We start from the raw sequence: 22,099 nt of genomic DNA on the forward strand, positions 1-22,099 counted from the left end.
CCCGCGCCGTACTGCGGCGCGGGGCTGCCTTGGTGTTGGCCGAGGACGCGCCGCTACAGGCGGCAGGACTCAAACCCCTTGAAGTTCCCGGGCGGCTACCGCTGAGACCAGCATCGAACCGGCTGCCGTCACGGCGTCGATCACCGGAACCCCGAGCCGGCGGCGGAGCACGTCCGCCATGCCGATGCTGCTCAGGCCCGTGCTGGCCTGGACGATCATGTCGGCGCCGGCGTCAACCAGCATGTGGGCCGCGGCGAGGGCGTCGAAAATCCCGGCAGGCATGAGGAAGGCGTCGGGTGTTTCGATCCTTCCCTGCCCGTCAATGAACAGCATGCGTTCGCCCAGTGCATCCGCGATCGGGCCCGGTACGTGTGCGCCGAGACCCAAAACTCCAATCCGGCCGCCGAAGGTCAGAGCCGCGGCCGCGGCTGCGGAGCCCGCTCCGATGACCGGGATATCCATGGCTGCCCGGGTGGCGGCCAGCCCGGGGTCGGAGGCGCAGCTGATAATCAGGGCGTCAGCGTCCCCCGCCATGTCCCTCGCCAGGCGGACGACCTTGGGGGCCGCAGATTCGAGCGACGCCTGGTCGTAGACGCCGGACGGCTGGTCCGGAATACAGCGGGATGTGACGGTAAATCCGAATGCTTCCTGGAGGAGTTTCCCGTGGGCGTGGAGCAGGCGTCGGTCCGACGTCGTCATCACCCGGATCAGTCCAACACGCATGGCGTACTACCTTTCGAACGGATTCGTTGGTGCGAGGCTACCCGGCGAGTATTTCCGCGTCTTTTCGGGCAGATGACCAACACAAGCGCTGCAGCGGATACGCTCCGTGGCGCTGGCGGCCGTCAGCATTCCGCGGGCAGCGTCACCGTGCCTTGTGTATGAAACTTGGCGAAAACTTCGCTCCCGTGTGGGGTTGGCGGCCCGGCGTCGCTGTAGGTTTGTCACGGTGGCCCGTCTTAGGACCCGGGTACAGTACCCGGGATTTGGGGGAAGGCGGCAGGCCGGTTCCGGACTCAGCCGGAACGATGACCAAAGGAACAGCCATGTCGGTGGAGCCGTCGTCCACTCCAGGACGCCTCGAAGAACAGGATCCCGAGAACCTGGTATCCGGTGCGGAACATGCCGCATCTGCCGCCGGAATCCGACATCAGGCCGCCAGAATCATTGACGCCGTCCTCGACGACAGTGCCCCGGAACAAGCCCGCGCACGGGAGCTGCTGCGCCAGCAGCTGGCTGCGCATCCCGGACATCCGGAACGGGCCCTGCTGGAGCACCTTGCGGCGTTGAAGGCTTTGGACGGGCACCGCGAAGGGACGTCGGAGGCTGCCGGCCCGTTCCGGCCGGAATTTGCCGCGGGCGAGTAAGCGCAACGCTTACTTGTAAACGCGGATCCAGTCGACCTGCATCTGGCTGGGTTTGGTGGGCGTCCCGTTGGGAAACCAGTCCAGTTGCACCGTCTGGTGCATGCCTACCGTGGGCTGATGCGCCGGGTTCGTGTCCACAAACCACATTGACCCGTCGACGTATCCCTCGATCCCGGCGGGGGTCCACTCGAGCGCATAGTTGTGCCACTGTGTGGTGTCGATCGTCTTGGCCGCGGTGGTCTGGAAGTTCGGGCCACCGCAGGCGTAGTGCAGGAAGAACTTGATTTGGGCGGTGTCAGCGCTCCCTTCGGCGTAGTCAATCTCGGCGCACGTGGACGAGATGTTGTTGTTCGGCCACAGGATCAGGACGGGGTGATATTGCAGATCCCGCTGGCCAATTTTCATCCTGGCCTCCCAGCGGCCGTACCGCTGTTGGGCAAACCTGGCGGACATGCCGCCGGTGGTGCCCGCGGCGTCGCCGCTGACAGTCAAGACCCCGCCGCCTACAACCAGCGCATCCGGACTCCGGATCCCCTTGCCCGCGTGCCCCGGCCCCTTGAAGACCTTCCATTTCGCGGGGTCAGGCGGCCCGGCGTAACTGAATTCGTCCCCCGCCACCACTGGGCCCCAGCCGCGGACGACGGCGGCCTGCGTCCCGTCGGAGACGGCGGCCTGCGTCCCGTCGGAGACGGCGGCCTGCGTCCCGTCGGAGACGGCGGCCTGCGTCCCGTCGGAGACGGCGGCCTGCGTCCCTGCGGTCACGGCGGCCGCACGGTCTATCGCCGGCGCCCGTTCCCTGGACACTGGTGCGGCACCACACCCGGCAAGGGCCAAGGCGCCTGCAGCGCTCAACGCCGCGGTCCTGCGGTTTGCGAACATCGCGTCTCCATCCGGTCGGGACATGTCCGGGCCATGCTTCAGACAAGCTTGCCTTCACACATACTTGCCAAACCAGGCGAGCGTGTCGTTCCATGCGGCCGTGGCCTGCTCCTGGTTGTAGCGCGGCCCGGTGTCATTGTGGAAGGCGTGGTCCACGCCGGGATAGATCTTGAGCTCGTTCCGGACACCGGTTTTGGCCAGAGCATCCCGGAGCGCCGGCATGGCGCCGGTGATCCGCTGGTCCAGTTCGGCGTAGACGCCGAAGACGGCCGCCTTGATGGCCGGGACCTTGTCCAGGTCAGGCGCGGGTCCGTAGAACGCCGAGGTCGCCAACAGGCCCGGGATCGCCGTCGCCGACTGCCACGTGATGCCGCCACCGAAGCAGAAGCCGTTCATGGCGATCCGCCCGTGATCAACGAAGTCCTGGGCGTTCAGGTAGTCAAAGCCGGCCGTGAAGTCGGAAACGTGACGCTGCGCCCCGGCCTGGGTCAGTGCTCCCGGGACAGCATCCGGGTCCATGCCAGCGGTACCGCCTTCCCTGCTCAGCAGGTCCAGGGCCAGAGCCGCGTATCCGGCTTTGGCGAAGCGGCGCGCCACATCCTGGATATGCGGTGTCAGCCCGCGGTTCTCGTGGCAGACCAGCACGGCCGGTCCTGCGGCCCCGTGGTCGGGCCGTGCGAGATAGCCACTGATGTCGGTGCCGCCCGATGCGAATTGCAGGTTCGCCGTCGTCAGTCCGGCCGCGCGTTCCGGGACCGATAACGGGCTTTTGGCCCCCGGCACCGCGCCCGCGGACGCTGTGCCGGACCCCGGCGCGGACGACGTCGGCGTCGGCATGGGATCGGTACTGCGGGGAACCTCCTCGGGCGTGCAGCCCACCAGGAGCATCGCTGCCGAGGCCGCCGCCATGCTGCCGGTGATGAACGCCACCCGGCGCGTGAACGTGTGCTGGCTCATGGCGCCGGAGCGGTAGTCGTCGAAGAATTCCTCAATCAGGTACTTCTCAAACTTGCCAAGCTGGGTCATGGCGGGCCTCCTCAGTGTGCCGATCATCCTCCTCCGAAGTCAGATGTCCGGCAAGGGTCCTGCACAGGCCGGCCCGACGGCGCCACTTCCCAACAACGACGACGACGCCTCGACGCAGCCCCGGCACCAGGCCACAACGGTCAAACCCCCGCGCAGCCTTCTCCCAGCCGCCTGAGGCCAGCCATTTCAGTCCTCGGGTTCCGAGGGCCTGGCAGGCCGGCGCCCCGACAGCGTCTGGACTGCCTCTGCGATGCCCTCATCCCCTCGTTGAATCTCTTGCATGTAGAGTCTTCCGCTCGTAATGAGGCCGTCCTCGATCTCGAAAATCGTCACCCCGCGCACATCGAAGGGCCGCCCATCAGTCCGGGTGCCGGCCCAGGTCCATTCGCTCCACGTGGTATTACCGTCGTCCACGGAGCGGAGCACTTCGGCGTGAAATCGGGAACGCCAGCGAACATCGCTGCCCAGTTCGCGTGCATCTGCGCCCGTCCCACAAATGCCCTGCCCGGGTGGACCGGCTGCACGCTTTTGTACGACTCATGGAACAACGCGGCCGCTGCCTCAAGGTCGTGGTCATTGAACGCAGCAAGTAGGCGTTGGATAAATTGGCTCATGTGATCACTCCTCGGTGTGGCGGAGCTCGTGCTCTGTTTCATGCACAGGCCCATTAACGGGCCCCCACTAGGGCCGGGATCCGGCCAGCCCGCATCGTAAATCTACGCCTCCGCCGTCGCCCGGTTCCAGACCGATTAGGTCTGGCCGCACAGGTCCGGACCGATCGGGCCCAGACCGGTGAGGTCCAGGCGCCAATCGGTCCGGGAATTCCTGAACTGACGCGGGCACCGCTAGCCGGTAACCTTCTTCATTGTTGCGTTCCACGTCAGCCGCCCATGTTGGAAATCCGTTGCCCGGCCGACGGATACCGTGTACGAGTCGCTCGTGGGATATCCCAGCCGGCTCGTCTCCCAGCCAAGCGACGCCCACTTAGACCGGATCGCACCGGTCACCGGGTGCGCCAGGGTAGCCGGCGTCCAGTAGATCGATGCCGAACCGGAGAAGTGGTTGTAGCGCCCCACTTTATCCGGGGTGCCCTTCTCGTCCGTGATCGGGTAACGCAGCGGGCCGGTTTCCCAGCCAAGTGCCGCCCATTTGGACCGGATGGCACCTAAGACAAAGTGCGCCCCCGTCGTCGGCGACCAGAAGATCGAGTTTCCACTTGCACCTGAGAAGTGGCTGTAGTGGCCCACCCCGTCCGCCGACGCCGTAGTGTCGGAAGTCGGATAGCCAAGCCCGGTCTCCCAGCCCAGGGACGCCCACTTGGCGCGGACCGCACCCGTCACCGAGTGCGCCCTGGTTGTCGGAGACCAGTAAATTGATGCCCCGCCGGCACCGGAGAAGTGGTTGTACCGTCCCACCCCGTCCGGACTGCGCGTCTCGTCGGTGATCGGATACCCCAGGGGTCCTGTCTCCGCGCCCAGGGCCCTCCATTTGGACCGGATCGCGCCGGTCACCGAGTGCGCCCCGGTGGTCAGCGAATAGTAGATCGAAGTCCCGCCCGCACCAGAGAAGTCGCTGTACCGTCCCACCGTGTCCGGCGACACTTTCTCGTCTGTGGTCGGGAAGCCGAAGGCACCTCCGGCGCCGCCCTCGGCCCTGTAACGCTTGTAGATCTCATTGAGGACTGCATGGGCCCCGGTCTTGGGTGACCAGCAGATCACTCCTCTGGTGTAGTCCTGGCACTTGCCTTCGCCCACGGCGTACTCCGCGGTCAGCGACCGGCCGAGGCTCGACCCGGGGCGGCCTGCGTCTATCTTCCACCCGTAGGCAGCGATGGGGTCATCGGTACCGTTCCCGGTGAGCATGACCTTCTTTGCACCCTGGCCGTCATCCGCGGTGATCAAATAATAGGTTTCTGTTGTCCCGGCCTGCCCGACGGCCGTCGGCGCGAAGGTCACGGTCTGGTAGGCGGTTTCACCGGCGGGAATTTTCAAGCCCTCGGAGATCGGATCCTTAGTGGAGAAGACCCCCTGCGGCGCTTTCGCCTTCGTGATAGTCATCGGGACGTTGCCGGTGTTCTTTATCTCGAAGGCCCTGGTAACCGACGTCCCGGCGGGGACGTCACCGAAATCCAGTGAGCGCGGCATCTCCAGATGCGCCGCGCCGGAGACGGCGGTCGCGGCCACCTTGACGGTCACCTTCCCGCGGTCGCTGGAGACCGCGACCGTATCGGTCACCGGAGCCGCCGATGTGGGGCTGAAGCTCATGGACACCGCAATCGATGCGAGGGGCTGGATGGTCTGGCCCACGACCGGAATCGTGGCCGGATCGACCCTGAGCTGGGAGTTAGCCGGCAACGCGACTCCGGTGATCTTGGCAACGGTTGTGCCCGTGTTGACGATGTTGACCGTCTGCCGGCTGACCGTCTTTGTCGGGACGTCGGTGAACTGGACCACGGCAGGAGTCGCACCCAGGCCCTCCTTCGTGCCGACGCCGTGGACGCCGAGGAGGTCGGTCTCGCCGTCGGCCGTTTTGACCGTGAGCGTGCCATCGGCCTGGCCCGGAACAGTCGGTGCAAACGTGACTGGTACGGTCATGCTCGCGCCCTTGGCCAACTTCCGGGGCATCATGAGCCCGGTTCCGATTTTGAACGGGGCGCGCGTCGTGATGGAGCTGACTGTTACCGCCCGCGACGCGGTGATCGTTACGCTCCCCGTCACGGAGGTGCCCACCTTGGCGATACCGAGGTCGGTGTCCTTTGCCCCTACCGCTGATGTAGTCGGGGCGCCGAAGCCCATGACGTGTCCGTCCCGGGTGCCCACGTACACACGGCCCTTGTCAGTGGCCACCGAAGAGAACTTGGCCCCAATACCCAGGGGGGCGCTAAACACTTCCTTGAGGTTTCCCGTATTGTCCGGGATTGCCCGGTAGGCGCGCAGTTCCGCATCGGCCCCGGTGCCAGCGCTGACATAGACCACCCAGACAAGTGCGGAGGACCCGTCTTTGCCGGTGGACGTCACCACTGGCGAACCGGAGCTGAACCCGAACATGCCGGCGGAGGTCCCGACGGCGGCAAGGCTGACACCGCCCGCAGCGCTCGTCACGATCTTGAACGCGCGAAGGTACCCGTTGCTCTCGACGACGTAGAGGTAGCCACCGTTGGTGGTCCCGAGAAACCCGGGCTTTCCCCACACTCCGCTGTACGGACCGGCTTTGTCCAGGACGGCGTCGGTTCCGCCTGGCCCCTGCGCCATGCCGCCCAAATTGTCCCGGTCCAGCAGGTACATGGTGCCGTCTTTACCGATTTGGGCCAGCAGGTGCGGGTGTGCCGCGGTGCCATAGCCGTCCGGGATCGCGACGGGAGCGCCGGAGCCCAGATCGGCGTCGTTTCGGTTCAGCTTCGCGTTGTCGGCCGGGCTGAAAAAGTCGGTGGGTTTCAGATTGCCGTCGCTGCCGACCCGGAGCCGGACCACCGCCTCCGCCAGAGTGGTGGGGGGCTTCGATCCCGGCCCGGGCTTGGGGGAAATGCCGTTCCCCGTGGTGAGCAGGATTTGACCCGGACCGTCGGACACCAGTCCACCGCCGGATTGCCAGATCCCGCCCTCGGCGTTGGCGTTGCCCGATTCGGTCGCCCACATCGTCGTCTGCCGGCCGGCGGTCGATACGCCGACGACATAACCCACGAAGGGGGTGTAGTCGCAGTGGCTGGCGAACCCTGCGTAGACCACGCCGTTCAAGAGCAGCAGCCCTGGGCGCTGCATCGCCGTCATCGGGTTGAACGGGCGGGTGGGGTCATTTGTCGGGGTGCCTTGGATTGTGACAGGGAATCCTGGTTTCTCCGCGCCGGTCGCCGCATCCAGGGAGTGCATGTACCAGTGCGGGAACTGCTTGCTGGCCCCGTCATTCGTTTTCGCTAGCAGGAAGACGCTTTTCGTCGCCGGGTCGTAGACCGGAGTGGACGTGATTCCAATGTTGGGCGTGAGGTCACCGCAGTGAACAGTCGACGCCGGCCACGCTGGCCCGAGTTTGCGTGTCCACTTTGCCGCACCCGTGGCGCTGTCCAGCCCGTACACGGCATTGTTTTCCGTCGCGGCAATCACCGTACTGCCTACTACGAGCGGCTGGGCGTAGACCTGCCCGTCCACGGTTGCAGAGAACAGTTTGCCGAAGTTCGAGGATGCTACCGCCGACGGCGAGAGCCCGGGCTCATCCTTGTCCCATCCGGTCCGCAGCGAATCGTTGGCGATGGTCCCCACGTCCGCAACGGCGGTCTCGCCGACGGTCAGCGTGGCGAGGGCGAGTGTTGCCGACAACAGCGAAGCCCAGGCGCCTCGGGACCACGGCCGTCGTCGGGGCTCAGTGGCGTGGATCGCGGCCGCCTGCTGCCGCCGGAGATTCGGTGCCCCACCCGTCGGTCCACCGCGTAGCCGACCCTGAAAATGGCCGGACAGCACCCGAGATTTTGCTTGATCATGCATGGCTGAGACCCGATTCTGACCACTACATTGACTTTATTAACCCAGTACTTTGGAGCCTAGAAGCGGGGGGTGATGAGCGCGCGAGTGGAGGCTACTTGACTTTTCGCGTGCGATTCCCGAATTCTTCCGAGTGCTACTTGCACCGTCCGCGGGCGCGCCCGAGTGCCTACTTGCCGGGCGCGCGGAATCGCCGCAGCACTCCGGCCCGGACCGCGGACTGCCCCGGCGTCGCGTTAGGCTCCTCCCATGTCGCCCGATCGATTCCTGGCCGAACTGGCCCACTCCCTGGACCACCTCGGCGCGCTCGCCCGGCAGCCGCGGGACACGCTTGCCGGCGCCGTTCCGGCGTGCCCCGCCTGGACGCTCGAGCAGCTCTTCGGGCATCTCGGCTCAATCGAGAGGTGGGCAGCCGGGGTGGTCCGGACGGGCACCTTTGTCCAGGAACCTGCACCGCCGGCCGAGGGCGCCGCGGCCTGGTTTCTCGCGGGCACCGCACCCTTCCTCGAGACGATGACGGGCCTTGATCCGGAGAGCGAATGCTGGAACTTTGGGCCGCCTCCGCGCACCGCCCGGTTCTGGCTTCGGCGACAGGCCCACGAACATGCCATCCACCTGGTCGACGCCTGCCAGGCGCTTGGCCTGGAGATCCCCGTGCTGGCGGACAATTTCATGCTCGACGGTGTTGATGAGGTCCTGGCGATGTTCGCGCCGCGGCAGCTGCGACTGGACCGGATGCCGCCCCCGGACAAAGCTGTGACCTTCCAGGTGCCAGGGGCCGCCAGCTGGACACTGGGACCTGGCGCCGCCGTGGCCTTGATTTCCGCCCCGCTGCCGGTGATGTATCTGGGTCTTTGGGGTCGATCCAACCTGGCAGAGAACGCCGTCATTGAAGGTGACGCCGCCGCGGCCCTGCGTGTGCTTCGGGGTCCGCTCACACCATGAGTTCCGGCATCGGGATTAGGATACGAACACGTCCCGCGAAGCCGTGGACGCTCCACGAGCCGCCCGATGCTTTCGTGACCGCATGTTCGAAGGGAACCCAAACGCATGTCAGAGCACGCCACACCCGGCACCGCAGGTCCCTCCACGCCGCGGGCCAGATGGGGAATTCTCGGCACCGGGTTCATCGCCGGGCTGCAAACGCCGGACCTGATCGACAACGGCTCAGTGGTCCAGGCTGTCGGCTCCAGGACCAGGGCATCCGCGACCGATTTCGCGGCCCGGTTTCAGATCCCCACGTCCTATGGAAGCTACGCGGATCTCGTGGCCGACCCGGACGTCGACGTTGTCTACGTTTCTACGCCGCACCCGTTCCACCACGAGAATGCGCTGTTGGCCCTGGACGCCGGTAAACACGTGCTGATCGAAAAGCCCTTCGCCATGAACGCCTGGCAGGCCCGGGAGATTGTGGAGCTCGCCGAGAGGAAGGGGCTGATCGCCCTTGAGGCCATGTGGACACGCTACCTTCCGCACATGGTCCGCATCCGTGAGCTGATTCGGTCCGGCGCCCTGGGCGAGGTCCGCACAGTGATCGCTGACCACAACCAGAATCTGCCCAAGGATCCGGCGCACCGCCTCAACGACCCGGCGCTGGGCGGCGGAGCGCTCCTGGACCTGGGCATCTACCCCGTCTCCTTCGCCTTCGACGTCTTCGGGGCGCCGACCGGGATCCGGGCAGCGGCCAGCATGACTGAAACCGGAGTTGACCGGCAGACCGCGATGATCTTCGAATACGGTGGGGGGCAGCAGGCCGTGCTGCACTGCGCGCTGGACACGGCAGGACCAAACCAGGCGTCGATCATCGGAACCGAAGGCCGGATCGAGATCCCGTCAGTCTGGTACACGCCGTCGGCCTTCACCAGGTACGACGCCGACGGAAACATCGTCGAGCGATTCGATGAACCCGTCACCGGCCGCGGCATGCAATACCAGGCGCGGGAAATGGAGCGGCTCATTGCGGCCGGCTCCATTGCCAACGACATCCTGCCGCCCCGGCAGAGCGTTCAGGTCATGGAGGCCATGGACGAAGTTCGGCGCCAGATCGGCCTCGCCTACGCCAGCGACGACAAGGACCACGGGCGCGAATAGTAACGGTGCTGGGGCGGCCCCAGTTTTCCGTGAGGAGGCACGGCCGACGCTCACCCTCGCCCGATCAGCCCGGCCACGCGATCGAGTTCTTCATCCAGATTGTAGAAATGTACCGCCAGCCGGATTCTGCCCTCCCGGACCGATGCCACCACGTTGGCCTGGCGGAACCGCGCCAGGACCGCCTCAGTGTCTGTCACCGGCACGGAGAAGATCGTGGAGCGGTGCTGCTCGGCGAACGGCCGGAACGCGGAGCCCTGCGCCGCCAGGGCCTGCTGAAGGTGAAGAGCGAGCCGGGCGTTGCGATCGAGCAAGGCCCCGATGCCAAACCTGCGGAAGATGCCGAGCGCCGCCTGCTCGGCCAGGGCGGGAAACCAGGCCAAGGAGGTGTCGAGCTTCGAGGCCGTGGGTGAGAGGTCCATGGCCGGTCCGTAGAAGCTCCCGGCCGGGTTGCGCGCGGCCTTCCAGCCGGGACCGACGGGCTGGATCCGGTCAAGCAGTCCGCTGCGGACATAGAGGTAGCCCATGCCCCGGGAGCCGAGCAGGAACTTGTGGCTCGCGGCGGCCAGGAAATCCACGCCGTCGCGCACCACATCCAGGGGCACCGCGCCCGCGGCCTGGCATGCGTCGACGAAGAACCAGGCGCCGGAGCGGGCCGCGACCCGGCTGAGCGCGGCCAGGTCCGCCCGGTAGCCGTTGGCCGAATGGACGGCACTCACGGCGATCAGGCGGGTGCCGCCGTCGGCCGCCTGGCCAAATTCCTCGGCCGTCACGCCGTCACCGCCCGGTGCCACGGCGCGGACCTCGTAACCGCGGTTACGGAGCAGGAGCCAGGGGTAATAGTTCGAGGCGAATTCGTTCCCGGCAACCACGACGTTCTCGCCGCGCTTCGCCGGCGGCAGGTTGGCGGCCACTATCCCGGCGGCGGAGCTCACGGCCGGGACGATCGCGATCTCCCCCGCCGTCGCCCCGACGATCTCCGCGAACATGGTGCGTGCCTCCTCCCCTGCCCGCTCGGCATCCATCCAGTCGAACCTGCCGGCGGACCATCGCTTGACGGCCAGCTCGTAGGCCTCTCGGGCGGGTGCGCAGCCGACGTTCATCGAGGCGGTGTTGAGATAGATGGTCTCCTGTAGCCCCGGGAAGAGTCCGCGAATTTCGGCCGCCTGCATGGCACGGACCGCCTAGCCGTGCCCGCGCGCGGAGTCCAGGCCCCTTGCGTAGGCCGCCTGCCCCACGTGCTGGAGGCAGTCGGTAATCGTGCTGACCAGCCGCACCCCGAGGGTGACTGGCGGGTCCCAGCGGGTATCGACGATGCGGTCGAAGTCGTCGTCGCCGAGGTGCTCCAGGAAATTCACGGTCTGCCGGTGGACAGCTTCGTAGTATTCGAGCAACAGTTCCGGCGGTGCCTGCACCGCGTCCACCTGGCCGCTCGTATGGCCGTAGCCGGTGTCCCGCTGGGAGAGCGGCAGGCCGAAGCGGGCGGCAAACCGCTCCGAGGTCCACACCTGGTCCAGGCCCGCGGCGGAGGCGACTTGCGCGTCCTCGACCCTGCTGAGGTGCCAGATGAGCCAGGCCATTGAATTCCCGTTGCCTCCGGGCCGTCGGAGCAGGGTGGCATCATCAACCCCGGCCAGGGCCGCGGCCACCGTCTCACGGATCCGGCCGAAGGCATCCAGCAGCAGTTCATTGGATTTCATCGAGTCCCCTCCCTGTGCATGATCGGAGTGCTTGCATGATCGGTGATCCCCATGCTTGCATGGAGGCCGCACCGGCGGATAGGGCCGGGCGTCGCCGTGTCAACGGCGCACGCGGAGACGATGACGGGGGCAACACGGCCACGCGCAGTTCCGCAGTCCGCGAGGTCTTGGCAGCGGCGACCCCCGCGCCTACCCTTACGGATTATGAGCAACTTGTTGCCTGTAGCGCAGCCGGTTCGGGCGACGTCCAGTCGCTGGGAACGCCGGGACAAGTTCCATCTCGCCGGCATCACCGGCTTCGTCCTCCTGCTCAACGTGGTCGGCTGGAGTGTGCTGACCCTGGCCGTGGCTCCGCAGAACTTCGCGCTGGGCCGCTCCGGCGTGTACGGGGTGGGGCTGGGAGTTACCGCCTTTCTGCTGGGGGTGCGGCACGCGTTCGACGCCGACCACATCGCCGTCATCGACAACACCACCCGCAAGCTGGTCGGCGAGGGAAAGGCCGCGCTGGGGGTGGGCTTCTGGTTCTCGCTGGGCCATTCCACCGTGGTGTTCGGCGCGGCGCTGCTCCTGGCCCTCGGCGCGAGGGCCATGGCCGGCACCGTGCGGGACGGGGACTCGGCGCTGGTGCAGACGCTGGGACTGGTGGGAAGCGTCGTGGCTGGAACGTTCCTGATCCTGATCGGTCTGATGAACCTCGTTTCGGTGGTCGGCATCGCCCGGGTGTTCCGCGGGATGCGGACCGGGGAACTGGACGAGGCTGAGCTTGAGCACCAGCTCAACAACCGGGGCTTCCTGGCAAGGCTCCTCGGCGGAACCATCCGGCGGATCACCACGCCATGGCACATCTATCCCGTCGGCCTGCTGATGGGCCTGGGATTCGACACCGCCTCCCAGGTAGCCCTGCTCGTGCTCGCCGCCGGTTCGGCGGCCTTCTCCCTGCCCTGGTACGCCATCCTGGTCCTCCCGGTGCTGTTTGCCGCCGGAATGAGCATTTTCGACACCGCCGACGGCGTGTTCATGTCCCGGGCTTATGGGTGGGCGTTCCTGAAGCCGGTCCGCAAGGTCTTCTACAACCTCACAGTCACGGTGCTCTCGGTGATTGTGGCGCTGGTGGTCGGTGTCACCGTGCTGCTTGGGCTCGTGGCGGACAAACTGGGACTCGAATCGGGGCCCGCGGCCGCCATCGGTTCGCTGGACCTCGAAAACGTCGGGTACATCGTCGTCGGACTCTTCGTCATCATCTGGCTGATCGCGCTCGCCGTCTGGAAATTTGGCCGGATCGAGCAGCGCTGGAGCCACGCCGGCACCAGCTGACCGGATGCGGGCGCAACGTAGGTCAGCAGCTGGGCGAGTCGAACTCGTAGGCCCCCGAATCGGCAGCGGCCGTCCCGTTGCAGTCCCCGTCCTGGGGCACCGGACTTCCGGCGAGGTCGACGGCGGACAGGCTCGTTCCGGCGCGGTCGATGGCCGGGCTGGTGCCGGTCAGGCGGAGATCGGCCGGTGCGTTCACGAAGCGCGCAGACGCAGTGGTGGACGTGCTGTTCGGTACGAAGTTGACCGGGCCATTGAGGACGTTCTGGTTCTCGGTCCAACCCGAGCCGTTGATCCATAAGGAGTTCCTGACGCCCGCCAGGATGTTGCCGCGGATCACGGTCGATGCAGGGCAGCCCGCATGGCAGACAACGGCCTGGGACTGTGGCCCGTTCAGATACACGGTGTTGAATTCGAAGACTGTGCCGTTCGTCGGCCCGAAGGACGTCCCTGCACCGCGGGCGATCAAGCCCTTGGCCTGGGCACAGTTGGCACCACAGGTCGACCGGACCAGGTTGTAGCGGTAGGTGTTGCCGTCGGCCGTCCCGGAGGACCTTCCGATCTCGGAGAAGTTGTTGTTGTCCAAGGACACATTGTGATGGATGTAGTTCCGGCTGCCGTTGTAGATTTCGAAAGAACCGCCGTCGCGGGTGTAATCGTAGGAAAACGCAGTGGAGCCGCTGACCGTGTTGCCGGAAAGTTCGTTGTCGTTGCCGTTGATCAGCACGCCGGAAGCGCCCGAGTCGTCATTGCAGTTCACGGCCTGGGGTGTCCCGCAGTTCGTGCCCTGCGTCAGGACGTTCATGACGTTGTTGCTGGTCAGGACGTTGCCGGTGTATTTCCCGAAGTCAGACCCGGTCCCTGCTTTGATGCCGACAGCGTTGTTGGAGGCACTGGAATTCCGGACCGTATTGCGGTCGCCGGTGACGCTGATGCCCGCGTAGCCGCAGGAGACGCCCCGAAGTCCGTCAACGGTGGTGAAGTTGCCGTTGATCCTGATGCAGTTTCCAGACTTGCCGCCGGTAATCGTCGGGGCATTGCCGGTCCCGTAGCCGGTCAAGGTGATGGGTGCGGCCTCGGTTCCGCTCTGGGTGGTCACAATGCCTCCGGCCCAGGTGTCGCCCCTGCGGAAACTGACCGTGTCGCCGGGCTTGAGGACGATCGAGTTGACCTTCGACAGTGACTTCCACGGCGCAGCGCTGGAGGTTCCCGGATTGGTGTCACTCCCCGAGGCACTGACGAAGTACGTAGTGCCCGCGGCCTGGGCCGGCGCCGGGAGGCCCACCGCCAACCAGCCGGCCGTCAGGATCAGGGTGGTTACGGCTGAGCGAACGGAGTTAATTCTCATGGCGATCCTCGCGGTTTGATGGTCAGAGGAGGAGAGCTCCGCGACCTTGAGTATGTCCGCTCCGGCTGCGGCCATGAGTCGAGACGCGGGCTTAGGTCATCCGCCGACCCTAGTGGGCGGGGGTTGTAAAAAGCTTGGGCATGATCAACCAGAACTTTATCTCAAACAGCGCTGTATAATTTATTTTGGTCAGCAAAAGTGCCTGACCGGACCGGTCCCAGCGCGGAGACGTCGCACCGCCTACCTCAGTTCCTTCGTCCTGGAGTCTTGCCATGATGCCGCGCCCTACCCTCCCAGTCCTGGACAATCCGCCCCGCAAGCGTCGGTGGAGGCGGGGCCATCGCATGGCGGGGGTGGTGGCGCTGAGCATTGCCGGCTTGCTCGCCGCCTCGACGTCGGCCAATCTCATCCTGGAACAGATCGAAAAGTCCCACCCGTTCGCATACGGCGAAATGGTTCACCTCAATGAGGGAACCATCAATGTCACCCGCACCGGCGAGACCGGGCCGACGGTCGTGCTGCTCAGTGGACTCGGGACCCCTGCCCCGGGGCTCGATTTTGCCCCCCTGGTCCGGGAAATGCGCGGCTTCCGAACAGTGGTTGTTGAGGGATTCGGCTACGGCTTAAGCGACATGACTGCCCGGCCAAGGACCGTTGAAAACATCGCCGAAGAACTTCATGAAGTGCTGTCAAAGCTCGGCATCAGGGCGCCCTACACTCTCATGGGCCACTCGATCGCCGGCTTTTCCACGCTGTACTACGCGAACAAGTATCCAGCGGAGGTGTCCGCCGTTATCGGCATCGACCCCACCGTTCCGGCCAGCAGGATGTCCGTAGGCGGAACCACCGACCCCGCCGAGGCTCCTGCAGCGGACTACTGGTGGGCGCACGCACCGTCGACCACAGGCCTGCTCCGCTGGGCCACGGCGCTGGGTTTTGGAGAACCCGGCGGCGGCAGCTTCACGGCAGCAGAACGCCAACAAATGCGTCAGATAACGAGCTGGAACTTCGGCAACGCGGCAGTCACTGATGAAACTCTCCGGATGGGCGAGAATGCCGCCAAGCTCCAGGATCTCCGCTACCCCGACGCACTTCCGGTGCTCTACTTCCTGTCACAGGACACGATGAACCAGCAGCCGGACTGGTACGGCGCGCACGAACGGCAGCTGGCCAACGTACGGCGCCACGAGCTGGTGGTCCTTGGGGGCGAGCACTACCTGCACTGGACGCAGTCCAAGGCCATGGCAACGAAGATCACCGAGTTCCTGCGCCACGGCGGCACCCGGTAGATCTAGTGGAGAGACTTATCGGTCGGCAGGTCCGGCGGGACCAGGAGGGCCCGGATCGTTGACGGAAGGATCTTTGCCGCCGCGACCTCATCCAGTCGTTCCGCCCGGATTTCGGCCGCCGCGCTGTGGAGGATGGCGTAGAAGCAGGCAGCCTGCCACGTGAGGGAATGATCGGTACGGAAGATCCCCTCACTCCTGCCCTTTTCCAGCACCGACATCACCCTGGCCAGCGGCTTGTCGTGGTGAGCCCTGATTTGGTCGGCTGAGAGGTATGGTTCGGCCGCCGCCAACAGCGCGTTGAATTGATGGAGGACCCGCCAGGATGACTGGACGATCTCCTGCAGGGAGTTCCAGGTGTCTTGCTCGATGTCTACAGCGGCGAGTTCGGCCTCGGCGCGGTCCATGGCCCTCTCGAACACCGCGCCAACCAGGTCCTTCCGGTCTGCGAAGTGGCCGTAGAGGGTCACCCTGCCCACCCCCGCAACCCGAGCAATTTCAGCCATGCTTGCCCCGGGATTGTCACTGAGGCGTGTCAACGCGGCGTCAATGATGGCATCTTTGTTCCGGACGGCGTCCGCCCGCTTGGTGCGTTCTTTCTGCACTTCCGGCACCGGCCCTCCCAGCCCATTCAACTACTCAAACAATGATGTTCAGGTTACCAGCGGGGACAGTTCAGCCGCCCGGACCATCCGGTTCGGGTGAGGTGCCGGCCGGCGGAGCGGTCCTATGGTCAGGGCATGGGACTATTGCGGCACCGGCATGACGAACCCATAGGCGAGCGGTTTCAGATGCGCGAGAAACTGCTGTCGATCGGGGACGACTTCTGGATCGAAGACAGCCACGGCCAACGCGCCTACAAGGTCAACGGCAAGGCGGTCCGAATCCGGGACACGTTCGTGTTGGAGGACACCTCGGGAAACGAGGTGGCGAGCATCCAGGAGCGCAAGCTCTCGGTCCGGGACAAGATGGCCATCGAACGCGGCGGCGACACCGCCGCGACAGTCCACAAGGCCCTGGTTGGGCTCCGGGACCGCTTCTCGATCGACGTAAAAGGCGGCCCCGACATGAAGGCACACGGCAACATCGTCGACCACGAGTACGAGATCGAGCGCGACGGCCAAACGGTCGCCACGATCTCCAAGAAGTGGTTCCGCGTGCGCGAGTCCTACGGCGTCGAAGTCGCGGGCGGCGAGGACGTCCCGCTCCTCCTGGCGATCACCGTCGCCATCGACTCATTGACCTAGCCTGTCCAGGCAGCATGTCGCCCAGGAAAAGCACCGGATCCCTAGTAGCCACGACCCTGTGGAGGCTATTCGGGTTCCTGACGGCGAGCGCGGTGTGCGGCGTCCTGGCCGCCAGCCTTCTGGTGCCCACCGTGGCCGCGACCGGCGTCGCCGTCAGCGACTCGATCAAATTGTTCAACAGCCTCCCCTCGGAACTGACTGTTGATCCGCCGTCGGAATCGACCAGGGTGCTCACCGCCGACGGGAAACCGATCGCCACCTTCTATGCTGAAAACCGCGTGAAGGTCCGGCTCGACCAAATGTCCCCATACATCAAGGATGCGATCGTCGCGATCGAGGACCGGCGATTCTACGAACATGCCGGCATTGACCCCCAGGGGATTCTCCGGGCGCTGGTGTCCAACCTGACCAACGGCGGAAGGCAGGGTGCCTCCACCCTGACCCAGCAGTACGTCACCAACGTGCTCAATGAATCCCTCGTGTCGGCGGACAAGGGCGACCAGATTGTCCTCAACGGGCAAAAGAGCATGGCCGACAAGATCCGCGAGATGAGGCTCGCCGTCGAACTGGAGAAGAAATACACCAAGGACCAGATCCTGGAGGGGTACCTGAACATCGTGTTTTTCGCCCGGGACGCCTACGGCATCGAAGCTGCGTCCCGCTACTTCTTCAACACCACTGCCAAGGACCTCACCCTGCCACAGGCTGCCCTGCTGGCCGGCCTCGTGAACAGCCCCAGCTTCTATAATCCTGACGTCCATCCGGAAAACGCCGTCCAGCGGCGCAACCAGGTTCTCGCCAAGATGCTCAGCTATGGCGCCATCACCCAAGCGCAGCACGAAGCGGCCGTGGCCGCCCCGGTGGATCTCAAGATCACCCCCGGGAGGCAGGGATGCGCCGGCGCGGAAATGGCACCGTACTTCTGCGACTACGTCTCCCACCTCATTCTCAACAATCCGGCCTACGGCGCGGATACTGCCGAACGCGAGCGGAAGCTGTTCCGCGGCGGCCTGACCATCACCACCACCCTGGACAGCCGGCTCCAAGTGGCCGCGCAGGCGCAGGTCGATGCCACGGCCGGGGCCAACCCGGACAAGTGGGGCGCCGCGATGGTCTCCATCGCACCCGGCACCGGCAAGATCCTGGCGATGGCGCAAAACACCGTGTTTCTCCCGGCAACTGGCAAATTCGACACGCAACTGAACTTCAACGTCGATTCCAAGGACGCCAACGGCAACGACCTCAACGGCGCCGGCGGGTTCCAGCCCGGCTCCACCATGAAACCGTTCACGTTTGCCGAATGGCTCAACGAGGGCAAATCCCTTTCCGCCATGGTGGACGCGTCCCGGCGCTCCTATCCGCTCGGGTTCCGCTGGAGATCAAGCTGTGGCAGGGTGCTCGGGGCCTACAGCACCAGCCAGAAGAGCCTCGGCGCGGCGGACGACCTCCAGAACAACGACGCCGGGTACTACCGCCGCATGCGCGTGGACTACGGGCTGTATAACTCCATCAACACCGCCACCTTCGCCGAGGCCGCGCAACTCGACTTCTGCGGCATCCAGAAGATGGTCGATGCCGCCGGGCTCCACAGCGGCGTGGACAACGCCCAAATCAACATGCACCAGCTGGGCAATCTGCTGGGCGCCATTGGCGTGGCGCCTCTCCATCTGGCCAACGCGTTTGCCACCTTTGCCAACGACGGAACCTACTGCACGCCGATTGCCATTTCGGCAGTGAACGACGCGGCGGGACAGAAACTGCCGGCCGAGACCAGCTCCTGTCACAAGGCGATCAAGCCCGAGGTCGCCCGCGGAGTGAACGCCGTGCTGCAGGACGTGCTGAAACGCGGGTCCGGCGTTTACATCAAGCCCAAGGTCCAGGAGCGGTTCCCGGTCGCGGCCAAGACAGGCACGTCCAATACCAATGGCGCCACCTGGGTGGTGGGCTACACAAGCGGCCTCGCTACGGCTTCCTTCTTCGGCGACGCCCTGGAGGGCCAGAAGAGGCCCGGGCAGAACATCACCATCAACGGCAAGTTCTACAAGGCCATTGACGGCTACATGCTCGCCGGCCCGCAGTGGGCGAACTACATGCGACAGGTCGCCCGTTACTACCCCACCGCCCCCTTCCCGGCGCCGCCGGAGTCCATGACCCGGACGCCCTCCGCGAGCCGCACGCCCCCGACGACCCGCACGCCGTGCTTCCCCGGTGTTAGTGGTGCGTTGTGTCGCTGACACTGGCCCGAAATGCTCCGGATCCAAAACCGCACTCTATGCCAACGGGGCCCGGAGCCTCTATCCTCTTGCCATGGGAGACGGGGCCAATTTCCGGCGAGGGGAATCGCGCCACCGCGCGCGGGTGGCTCATGAATCCCGATAGCGCCCAGCCCCACGACAACTACGACGCGTTCCTGTCGAGGCTGGACGCCGCCACCAGCAGCCTGAGCACCCGGGCCGCGTCGCTGGACAAAGCACTGGCAGCCGTTTCCCTCCTCTTGGGACCATCTGAGTCCGCCGTCCGGAAATGGGAACGACGGCGCCATTACGTCGGTGAGCAGCTCGCCGTTCACTCCGGGTCCCCGCAGTCGTACACCGCGCTGTGCGAGCTCCACGTCGTGGCAGGAAAGATGGAATCAATGCTCCGCGGCCGTGTCCAGCGTGTCACCGAGAAGCTGGCGGTCATGCAAGGGCGTCGTGAGGCCATCGACAAGTCACTGCTGGAGCTTGAGCTGAGCAGAATTAAGCTGACGTCGTCCCGGATGCTGTCACAGGACCGCGAAAAGTTGAGCAGCATCTTTTCCGAAATCGCCGGCTCCACCGCGGCCAAAGGAGCCATTCCCGATATGGGGTTGCTGGGCGATCTCAAGGAAGCACGCGAGGCAATCATCCTGGCCGAAGCGCTCATGGAAGTGAAGGGGTACTAATCATGGAAATTTCACGGCGCGATCAGCCCCGGAAGGACATCGTCGCCCTCGTTCGCTGGTCAAAGAAACCGGGCGAAAACCCCGTCTTCAAGTTCATCATGTCGAGTATTTTGGGGCTGATTCTGTGCCTGTTCCTGATGATCTTTCTGCCCTTCCTCAGAAGTTTCGGTGCGCTGGTTTTGTTCACCCTCTTCTTCGCCGCGCTTCTGACGGTGCGCACGGTCATGGCCCAGCAGCGCTTCATGCGGGGGCTGACCAAGAGGATCAATGACACCCTCGCAGAGGTCACGAGCAGCCCGGGTGACCAATTGTCGGTCAGGCAGTTCCGGCACATGACCAAGACCGGCGAGCAGCTTCCGCTCCTTGTCAGCGGCGTACCCGGGCTGAACCTGCATGTGGCCCGGGCGTCAACGCTGGAGAAACATGCCCCCGAGAAATGGGTTGCGGTGTTCACGGTTGTGCCTCCGGAGAACGGAACCGCCAGCTTCGACCGCCTGGTGGCGGCAGCAGTCAACGCCGGCCCCGGTACCACCAGCGCGAAAGCGTCCTAGCGGCGGGAGCCTGCCGCCGTCGTTGCTCCAAATCATCCAGCGCCGCTGGTGGCTCTTCGGCTATGGCGGGCAAGCGGGACGTTCTGCCCTAGCGTCTGGGCCCCAAAGACCCAACAGTGAGGACATGACGACCATGTCGGGTCGCAGGCTGTCTCTGCTCAGCAACTTGTGGGTTGCTGTTTTCTTCCCTCCCAGGAGTGCAGAGAATTCAGAGATCTGGTTCCGGGGACCGAAAATGACGCCAAGACAACATGTTGACCGGGTGAGCGCCGAGGACATGATGTCCCTGGACGCGGACATCGGCTCAGCGCCAATGCAAGTCGGGGCCATCCTCATGCTCAGCACGGACGGCAGCGACGATTCGGCACCCCTCCTGGAAGCACTGGCGCGTCGGCTCGGCGCTGTCCCCCGGCTGCGCCAGCGGCTGGTCTCTGTCCCCTTCGGCTGCGGGCGGCCCATTTGGGCGGATGATTCCGGCTTTGATCCGGCACACCATCTGGGCGTGATCGCCTGTCCGGCGCCCGGCGGTGAGGAAGCCGTGCTCAACATCGCAGCCGAAATGCTCGCTGCGCCGCTGTCCCGCGACCGTCCTCTCTGGTCAGCCAAGCTCATCACCGGCGTGAGCCAGGACCGGTCAGCGCTTGTTTTCGTTTTCCATCATGTCCTCACGGATGGAATTGGGGGCCTCGCGGTCCTGGAGGCCCTGGCAGCCGCGGAAGCCGGGTGGGACGGTCGCCGGGAGCCAGAGATTCCGTACTCGGCGCTGTACCTTGCCCTTGATGCTGCAAGGAGCCGATTCAACGCACTGGCCCGGCTGCCGGCCGCACTGCGGACCGCAGCCGCCGGAGCCTCCGAACTGCGGCAGACGGGCAAACCCCGGGCTGCCCGCACCTCACTCAACCGCCCGACAGGTCCGCAACGGACGCTTGCCGTCCTCCGCTGCGACATGGAGGCCGTCAGAGACGCCGCGCACATGCAGGGAGCGACCGTCAACGATCTCATCCTCACCGCCGTCGCGACCGCCCTGCACCGCCTGCTCCTGGCACGGGGCGAATATGTCGAAGAGTTCGTGATCTCTGTGCTGTTTTCGGCACGCCGCCACACGACAATCACCTATCTGGGGAACCGGAGCGGCATCATCCCGGTGACCGTTCCCGCGGTCGGTCCGGCCAAGGGCCGGGTGGCAACTGTTGCCGCAACGATGAGGAGTGTCAAGCAGCGGCCTCCCGGGGCCTCCACTGCAATCATCGGCCCCATATCCCGGGCCGCAGCGCACCTTGGCGCCTACCGCTTCGTCATAGACCACCAACACCTTGTCCATACATTCGTCACGAACCTGCGGGGGCCCGAACGCGCCCTGGCGATCGCGGGCAGGCCGGTAACCGGGATCATTCCACTCGGAGCGATCAGCGGTAACGTAACGGTTGCCTTTGCAGTCTTCTCATACGCCGGCACGCTGACCATCACCACAATCGCCGATCCCGCGACTTGCCCGGACCTGACAGGACTGCGTGACGAACTTTCCAGCGCGCTTGAAGCTCTGATGGTGACCGGGCCTTCATAAGCTTCGACCCGAGAATATCCGGTCATGAAGAGCCGACGGTTCGGCGCATTCTCCGCGGGTGGGATCCTAAGAGACTGACCGGGCGCTGGCTAACGGCGTATTTCCAGGCGTTTACGGACCTTGTCCAAAAACCCGGACTGGCGCCGTCGTGTGTCATCCGCCCGGTCCAGGGGCTCTTCGACGTGTCCCTCCGGTAGACATGCGCAACAGGAGCATTCCTGCTCACGAATGTCCGGCGGGCCGTCCAAGCTCAAGGTCATGCCCCGACCCTATTCGATGGACTGAGTGTCCTGCCCGCAACCGGGCCATAACTTTAGGCATTCGGGCCGCGCCCTCT

18 protein-coding genes and 1 pseudogene are annotated in these 22,099 nt (G+C 65.3%); 10 read left to right on the forward strand and 9 right to left on the reverse strand.

Annotation, left to right across the window (positions count from 1 at the left end; all coding sequences use genetic code 11):
- Positions 1 to 69: 69 nt before the first annotated feature.
- Positions 70 to 723, reverse strand: coding sequence for an aspartate/glutamate racemase family protein (locus AC1DGD_RS11425; protein WP_476856854.1), 654 nt, complete (start codon positions 721 to 723; stop codon positions 70 to 72).
- Between the two features lie 305 nt (positions 724 to 1,028).
- Between AC1DGD_RS11425 and AC1DGD_RS11430 the strand changes: the two genes are divergently transcribed.
- Positions 1,029 to 1,367 (forward strand): hypothetical protein, encoded by a 339-nt coding sequence (locus AC1DGD_RS11430; protein ID WP_476856855.1) that lies wholly within the window; start codon positions 1,029 to 1,031, stop codon positions 1,365 to 1,367.
- A 9-nt stretch (positions 1,368 to 1,376) separates the two neighbouring features.
- Here AC1DGD_RS11430 and AC1DGD_RS11435 read toward each other — a convergent pair whose 3' ends face one another.
- The 4 genes and pseudogenes from AC1DGD_RS11435 to AC1DGD_RS11450 form a co-directional block, all read right to left on the reverse strand.
- Entirely contained in the window at positions 1,377 to 2,246 is an 870-nt protein-coding gene (locus tag AC1DGD_RS11435) for a glycoside hydrolase family 16 protein (protein ID WP_476856856.1), read from the reverse strand.
- 54 nt (positions 2,247 to 2,300) lie between these two features.
- Positions 2,301 to 3,272, reverse strand: coding sequence for a dienelactone hydrolase family protein (locus AC1DGD_RS11440; protein WP_476856857.1), 972 nt, complete (start codon positions 3,270 to 3,272; stop codon positions 2,301 to 2,303).
- 186 nt (positions 3,273 to 3,458) lie between these two features.
- Positions 3,459 to 3,940: pseudogene (locus AC1DGD_RS11445) on the reverse strand (nuclear transport factor 2 family protein).
- 177 nt (positions 3,941 to 4,117) lie between these two features.
- The gene (locus AC1DGD_RS11450) at positions 4,118 to 7,582 is read right to left on the reverse strand and encodes an Ig-like domain-containing protein (protein ID WP_476856858.1); all 3,465 of its coding nucleotides are present in this window, start codon (positions 7,580 to 7,582) and stop codon (positions 4,118 to 4,120) included.
- A 411-nt stretch (positions 7,583 to 7,993) separates the two neighbouring features.
- On the opposite strand from AC1DGD_RS11450, the gene AC1DGD_RS11455 reads away from it, so the two are divergent.
- Both AC1DGD_RS11455 and AC1DGD_RS11460 read left to right on the forward strand, forming a co-directional pair.
- Entirely contained in the window at positions 7,994 to 8,689 is a 696-nt protein-coding gene (locus AC1DGD_RS11455; protein ID WP_476856859.1) for a maleylpyruvate isomerase family mycothiol-dependent enzyme, read from the forward strand.
- A 105-nt stretch (positions 8,690 to 8,794) separates the two neighbouring features.
- Positions 8,795 to 9,835, forward strand: coding sequence for a Gfo/Idh/MocA family protein (locus AC1DGD_RS11460; protein WP_476856860.1), 1,041 nt, complete (start codon positions 8,795 to 8,797; stop codon positions 9,833 to 9,835).
- 50 nt (positions 9,836 to 9,885) lie between these two features.
- Here the strand turns inward: AC1DGD_RS11460 and AC1DGD_RS11465 are convergent, their stop codons facing one another.
- Together AC1DGD_RS11465 and AC1DGD_RS11470 are read right to left on the reverse strand one after the other, a co-directional pair.
- Positions 9,886 to 11,004 carry an aminotransferase class V-fold PLP-dependent enzyme gene (locus AC1DGD_RS11465; RefSeq protein ID WP_476850061.1) on the reverse strand — a complete coding sequence of 373 codons (1,119 nt, stop codon included), beginning with the start codon at positions 11,002 to 11,004 and terminating at the stop codon, positions 9,886 to 9,888.
- 12 nt (positions 11,005 to 11,016) lie between these two features.
- Positions 11,017 to 11,532 (reverse strand): mycothiol transferase, encoded by a 516-nt coding sequence (locus AC1DGD_RS11470; RefSeq protein WP_476856861.1) that lies wholly within the window; start codon positions 11,530 to 11,532, stop codon positions 11,017 to 11,019.
- 204 nt (positions 11,533 to 11,736) lie between these two features.
- Between AC1DGD_RS11470 and nicT the strand changes: the two genes are divergently transcribed.
- On the forward strand, positions 11,737 to 12,846 hold the full coding sequence (gene nicT / locus AC1DGD_RS11475; protein ID WP_476856862.1) for a Nickel transporter NicT: 1,110 nt from the start codon (positions 11,737 to 11,739) through the stop codon (positions 12,844 to 12,846).
- A 22-nt stretch (positions 12,847 to 12,868) separates the two neighbouring features.
- Here nicT and AC1DGD_RS11480 read toward each other — a convergent pair whose 3' ends face one another.
- On the reverse strand, positions 12,869 to 14,191 hold the full coding sequence (locus AC1DGD_RS11480; RefSeq protein WP_476856863.1) for a right-handed parallel beta-helix repeat-containing protein: 1,323 nt from the start codon (positions 14,189 to 14,191) through the stop codon (positions 12,869 to 12,871).
- Positions 14,192 to 14,547: 356 nt separating this feature from the next.
- Between AC1DGD_RS11480 and AC1DGD_RS11485 the strand changes: the two genes are divergently transcribed.
- A complete protein-coding gene (locus AC1DGD_RS11485; protein ID WP_476856864.1) occupies positions 14,548 to 15,480 on the forward strand; it encodes an alpha/beta fold hydrolase in 933 nt (310 codons plus the stop codon).
- Between the two features lie 2 nt (positions 15,481 to 15,482).
- Here AC1DGD_RS11485 and AC1DGD_RS11490 read toward each other — a convergent pair whose 3' ends face one another.
- Complete coding sequence (locus AC1DGD_RS11490; protein ID WP_459385007.1) at positions 15,483 to 15,983, reverse strand: TetR/AcrR family transcriptional regulator; 501 nt, start codon at positions 15,981 to 15,983, stop codon at positions 15,483 to 15,485.
- Positions 15,984 to 16,217: 234 nt separating this feature from the next.
- On the opposite strand from AC1DGD_RS11490, the gene AC1DGD_RS11495 reads away from it, so the two are divergent.
- The 5 genes from AC1DGD_RS11495 (at position 16,218) to AC1DGD_RS11515 (ending at position 21,762) form a co-directional block, all read left to right on the forward strand.
- The gene (locus tag AC1DGD_RS11495) at positions 16,218 to 16,724 is read left to right on the forward strand and encodes an LURP-one-related/scramblase family protein (RefSeq protein WP_476856865.1); all 507 of its coding nucleotides are present in this window, start codon (positions 16,218 to 16,220) and stop codon (positions 16,722 to 16,724) included.
- Positions 16,725 to 16,738: 14 nt separating this feature from the next.
- Complete coding sequence (locus AC1DGD_RS11500) at positions 16,739 to 18,958, forward strand: transglycosylase domain-containing protein (protein ID WP_476856866.1); 2,220 nt, start codon at positions 16,739 to 16,741, stop codon at positions 18,956 to 18,958.
- A gap of 131 nt (positions 18,959 to 19,089) precedes the next feature.
- The gene (locus tag AC1DGD_RS11505; protein ID WP_223916843.1) at positions 19,090 to 19,647 is read left to right on the forward strand and encodes a hypothetical protein; all 558 of its coding nucleotides are present in this window, start codon (positions 19,090 to 19,092) and stop codon (positions 19,645 to 19,647) included.
- Positions 19,648 to 19,649: 2 nt separating this feature from the next.
- The gene (locus AC1DGD_RS11510; RefSeq protein WP_223916845.1) at positions 19,650 to 20,198 is read left to right on the forward strand and encodes a hypothetical protein; all 549 of its coding nucleotides are present in this window, start codon (positions 19,650 to 19,652) and stop codon (positions 20,196 to 20,198) included.
- Between the two features lie 235 nt (positions 20,199 to 20,433).
- On the forward strand, positions 20,434 to 21,762 hold the full coding sequence (locus AC1DGD_RS11515) for a wax ester/triacylglycerol synthase domain-containing protein (RefSeq protein ID WP_476856867.1): 1,329 nt from the start codon (positions 20,434 to 20,436) through the stop codon (positions 21,760 to 21,762).
- Positions 21,763 to 22,099: the final 337 nt, after the last annotated feature.

The organism is Arthrobacter sp. 05T45 (assembly GCF_056395875.1).

Bases quoted from the DNA above. Each gene is read 5' to 3' on its own strand.
- AC1DGD_RS11515 (WP_476856867.1), top strand. From the start codon at position 20,434: ATGACGCCAAGACAACATGTTGACCGGGTGAGCGCCGAGGACATGATG.
- AC1DGD_RS11470 (WP_476856861.1), bottom strand. From the start codon at position 11,532: ATGAAATCCAATGAACTGCTGCTGGATGCCTTCGGCCGGATCCGTGAG.
- AC1DGD_RS11465 (WP_476850061.1), bottom strand. From the start codon at position 11,004: ATGCAGGCGGCCGAAATTCGCGGACTCTTCCCGGGGCTACAGGAGACC.
- AC1DGD_RS11460 (WP_476856860.1), top strand. From the start codon at position 8,795: ATGTCAGAGCACGCCACACCCGGCACCGCAGGTCCCTCCACGCCGCGG.
- AC1DGD_RS11480 (WP_476856863.1), bottom strand. From the start codon at position 14,191: ATGAGAATTAACTCCGTTCGCTCAGCCGTAACCACCCTGATCCTGACG.
- AC1DGD_RS11495 (WP_476856865.1), top strand. From the start codon at position 16,218: ATGGGACTATTGCGGCACCGGCATGACGAACCCATAGGCGAGCGGTTT.
- AC1DGD_RS11425 (WP_476856854.1), bottom strand. From the start codon at position 723: ATGCGTGTTGGACTGATCCGGGTGATGACGACGTCGGACCGACGCCTG.
- nicT (WP_476856862.1), top strand. From the start codon at position 11,737: ATGAGCAACTTGTTGCCTGTAGCGCAGCCGGTTCGGGCGACGTCCAGT.
- AC1DGD_RS11510 (WP_223916845.1), top strand. From the start codon at position 19,650: ATGGAAATTTCACGGCGCGATCAGCCCCGGAAGGACATCGTCGCCCTC.
- AC1DGD_RS11455 (WP_476856859.1), top strand. From the start codon at position 7,994: ATGTCGCCCGATCGATTCCTGGCCGAACTGGCCCACTCCCTGGACCAC.
- AC1DGD_RS11430 (WP_476856855.1), top strand. From the start codon at position 1,029: ATGACCAAAGGAACAGCCATGTCGGTGGAGCCGTCGTCCACTCCAGGA.
- AC1DGD_RS11440 (WP_476856857.1), bottom strand. From the start codon at position 3,272: ATGACCCAGCTTGGCAAGTTTGAGAAGTACCTGATTGAGGAATTCTTC.
- AC1DGD_RS11505 (WP_223916843.1), top strand. From the start codon at position 19,090: ATGAATCCCGATAGCGCCCAGCCCCACGACAACTACGACGCGTTCCTG.
- AC1DGD_RS11435 (WP_476856856.1), bottom strand. From the start codon at position 2,246: ATGTTCGCAAACCGCAGGACCGCGGCGTTGAGCGCTGCAGGCGCCTTG.
- AC1DGD_RS11500 (WP_476856866.1), top strand. From the start codon at position 16,739: ATGTCGCCCAGGAAAAGCACCGGATCCCTAGTAGCCACGACCCTGTGG.
- AC1DGD_RS11490 (WP_459385007.1), bottom strand. From the start codon at position 15,983: ATGGCTGAAATTGCTCGGGTTGCGGGGGTGGGCAGGGTGACCCTCTAC.